3 protein-coding genes are annotated in these 3,581 nt (G+C 63.3%); 2 read left to right on the top strand and 1 reads right to left on the bottom strand.

Features of this window, described 5'->3' with window-relative positions; translation table 11 throughout:
• Window positions 1–144 precede the first annotated feature (144 nt).
• Window positions 145–1,455 (bottom strand): glycine--tRNA ligase, encoded by a 1,311-nt coding sequence (locus tag JXA24_07500; protein ID MBN1283598.1) that lies wholly within the window; start codon window positions 1,453–1,455, stop codon window positions 145–147.
• 138 nt (window positions 1,456–1,593) lie between these two features.
• Here JXA24_07500 and JXA24_07495 point away from each other — a divergent pair, with 138 nt between their 5' ends.
• On the top strand, window positions 1,594–2,682 hold the full coding sequence (locus JXA24_07495; GenBank protein MBN1283597.1) for an efflux RND transporter periplasmic adaptor subunit: 1,089 nt from the start codon (window positions 1,594–1,596) through the stop codon (window positions 2,680–2,682).
• Window positions 2,683–2,738: 56 nt separating this feature from the next.
• Entirely contained in the window at window positions 2,739–3,509 is a 771-nt protein-coding gene (locus JXA24_07490; protein ID MBN1283596.1) for a phosphodiester glycosidase family protein, read from the top strand.
• The last annotated feature ends 72 nt before the right edge of the window (window positions 3,510–3,581 follow it).

The raw sequence follows: 3,581 nt of genomic DNA, 5'->3' as shown, positions 1-3,581 counted from the left end.
TCGCTGGGCTTTCGTCGGTCGGATCATCACAGGCTACGGAATCCGCCCTCCTCGAGCCCCGCTGCGAAGAGTGCCCCGATCCTCTCCGTCAAAACGGCGCCATATGCCGTACGTCACCCAAAACCGAACAAGTTGTCAAAAAAATCAGCAGCCGAACTTGTCCCTGAGATGGTCCGCCACCTTCTCCATGGGGACGCGGTCCTGCTGCATGGTGTCGCGGTCGCGGACCGTGACCGCATGGTCGTTCTCCGAGTCGAAGTCGTATGTCAGGCAGAACGGCGTTCCGATCTCGTCGTGGCGGCGGTAGCGGCGGCCGATCGAGCCCGCGTCGTCGTACTCGGTGCGGAAGTGCCTGCGGAGATCGGTCTCGAGCTTTTTCGCCGGCTCGCGCAGCTTGTTCGACAGCGGCAGCACCCCCGCCTGGACCGGCGCGATCGAGGGGGCGAACCCCATGACGACCCTCGTCTCGCCGCGCACGTCCTCCTCGCGGTATGCGTCGGCGAGCACCGCCAGCGCCGTGCGGTCGACGCCGATCGAGGTCTCCACGACGTGCGGCACGAACTTCTCCTTGCGCGCCTCGTCGAAGTAGGTGAGGTCCTTGCCAGACTCGCGCATGTGGTTTTGCAGGTCGTAGTCGGTTCGGTTGGCGATCCCCTCCATCTCCGACCAGCCGAACGGCATCTCATATTCGACGTCCATGCAGGCCTTGGCGTAATGAGCGAGCTCGTGGTGCTGATGGGGCCTTATGCGCAGCTTCTCCGGCTTTATGCCTATGTCCCTGAACCACTGGTGGCGGTCATTCACCCAGAACTCGAACCACTTGTCCGCCTCGTCCTTGTGGCAGAAGAACTCCATCTCCATCTGCTCGAACTCGCGCGAGCGGAAGATGAAGTTGCGGGGCGTGATCTCGTTGCGGAACGCCTTTCCCACCTGCGCTATGCCGAACGGCACCTTCTTGCGGGTGGAGGTCTGGACGTTCTTGAACTGGGTGAATATGGACTGGCAGGTCTCGGGACGCAGATACGCGATCGAGGCGCTGTCCGCCGTCGCGCCCACATGGGTCTGGAACATGAGGTTGAACTCGCGCGCCTCGGTCAGCTCGCCGCCGCACTCGGGGCATTTCTGCTCCGGCTTCCCGTCGGCGCCGGAGGGAATCTCGTCGAGGCGGAAGCGGCGCTTGCACTGCTTGCAGTCCACCATGGGGTCGTTGAAGCTGGCCACGTGGCCGGAGGCGATCCAAGTCTGCGGATGCGCGATGATCGAGGTGTCGATACCGACGACGTCGTCGCGCTCCTGGACCATGCGCCTCCACCACGACTCCTTGATGCGGCGCTTGAGCTCGCAGCCCACCGGCCCGAAATCCCAGAAGCCGTTGATCCCGCCGTAGATCTCGCTCGACTGATATATGAAGCCCCGCCGCTTGCAGAGCGACACCAGAACTTCCATTTCGACCATAAGAACCCCTTGAATTATCTAGAAAAAAGGAAGCGGTCAGTTATCATGCGTCCGTTCCATCGTCAAGGGCAATGGATGGCCCTTTTCCGTTGCCTACCGCCCCTTATTCAATATAATCCCCAGCCGGATTAGAGGGTTATGAAATCAGCCATCCTGATAGCTCTTGCCGCCGCCGTGATAGTGGCGTTCAGCTGCTCCAACGAGCGCGGCGGCTTCCTCTCGAAGCTGCTCAAAGGCGGCTCAGCGGGCGTGCCGGTGACCGTCGAGACCGTGGCCTTCGAGGACCGCGCGGCCCTCATCGAGCTGCCCGCCGCAATCTCGGCATCCGAGAGGGTGGACGTCTCCCTGCCCGAGGACGCGGTGATCGAGTCGTTCGCCGTGGCCGAGGGGGAGGCGGTTGGCCAGGGTGACGTGATAGCGCGCATCTCCGAGGAGGAGATCGCGGTGAGGCTGGCGAGGCTCAGGGCCGACCAGAGGGAGATGCGCAACAAGCTCGAGAAAGACAGCTACGTACTGCGCAACCGCGACCGGCTCCTGGACGAGGGAAGGATCGACGAGGAGATGTACGACGCCGTGGAGAAGGAGGTAGCCGACGACGAGGCGGAGATCGAAAGGATCCAGGGCGACATATCCAGGCTCGAGGCCAACATCGGGGAGCTGGCGGTGTTGAGCCCGATCGCCGGCGTCCTCACCAAGAGATACGTGGCCGCGGGCTCCATAGCCATGGCAGGTAGCCCCGTCGCGACGGTCCAGCGCATCGACCCCGCGATCGTGGAGTTCAAAATAGGGCAGGAGATGTCCGCGGAGGTGAAGCCTGAGATGCGAGTGGACGTCGTCTTCCAGGCGCTCGGCGGGAGGCGTGAGCAGGGCAGGGTCATGTCGGTGGACACGAAGGTGGACCCGAAAGACAACAGGCTGCTCGTGCGCGCCAGCCTCCCCAACCCGGGGGGCACGTACAAGGAGGGGATGGCGGCCGGCGTCGAGATAAGAAGCGCCCGGACGCGGCGCATCTATCTCATCCCGGAGGGGGCGCTGATAAGGGAGCCTCGCGGATACTTCGTCTTTACGGTGGAGAAGGGGCTGGCGCGCAAGGTCCAGGTCATACCCGAGCAGACCAGGGGCGGCCGCATCGAGATCGGCCGAGGGCTGAAGGACGACGACATGGTCGTCGTGGCCGGGCAGGACAGGATTGCGGAGGGGACCGCGGTCGACATCTGGGGAAGATGAGCCCGGGACGGCCAGGCTGCGAGACAACGCTACGGCGAGACAGAGAAGGCCTTGTCATGAAGATCAAACACCTGTTGGTCCTGATGATCGTGCTTGTGATGCCGGCGCAGTGCTCCGCCACTCCGAAGTCGCCCTATCTCTGGAGGCAGCTGGCCGAGGGGCTGCAGTACGCCGCCTACTCCTTCGAGGTGGTCGAGGGGCAGCGCACCACCATATCGGCATTCAGGATTGACCCGGCGAAATACGAGCTGGACGTGACGGTCGCTGAGAACGAAATCAAGGGCACGACGGCGGCCGAGATGGCGAAGGCAAGGGGCGCCATGATCGCGATCAACGGCGGCTTCTTCACCCCCGAGCACACATCCATCGGCCTCATCATAAAAAACGGCAGGCAGCTCAAGCCGCTCCACAACACCAGCTGGTGGAGCGTCTTCAGCATAGCCGGGGACAAGCCCTCCATCTCCGCGCCTTCTCAGTTCCAGTACGCGGGCAACATATCGATGGCCCTGCAGGTAGGCCCCAGGCTCACGATCGCGGGTGCGACCCCCAAGCTCAAGGAGGGGATCTCGGCCCGCTCGGCGGTCGGCATCGACCGCCGGAGCCGCGTCATCCTGCTCGTCACATCCGGCCACGGGATCTCGCTCAAGGAGCTGGCGAAGAGGATGGGCGGCAGCATGTTCCACGGAGGTTTCGACTGCCCCGACTCGATGGCCCTCGACGGAGGGAGCTCCACGCAGATCTACGCGAAGGTCGGCGAGTTCGAGCTCGACCAGCCCGGCCTCGCCAGGGTCACAAACGGCATCGTGGTGCTCCCCAAAAAACCGTGACACGTGACCCGTAACCTGTAAAAACAAACACACTTTATGCGTTTCTGGTGGCGTCAAATGGGGCCCCGATCC

The sequence above is a fragment of the Pseudomonadota bacterium genome (assembly GCA_016927275.1).
Classification (GTDB): Bacteria; UBA10199; UBA10199; order 2-02-FULL-44-16; family JAAZCA01; genus JAFGMW01.
Note: the sequence above shows the minus strand (reverse complement) of the source record. Positions and strands in the feature narration are given on the sequence as shown.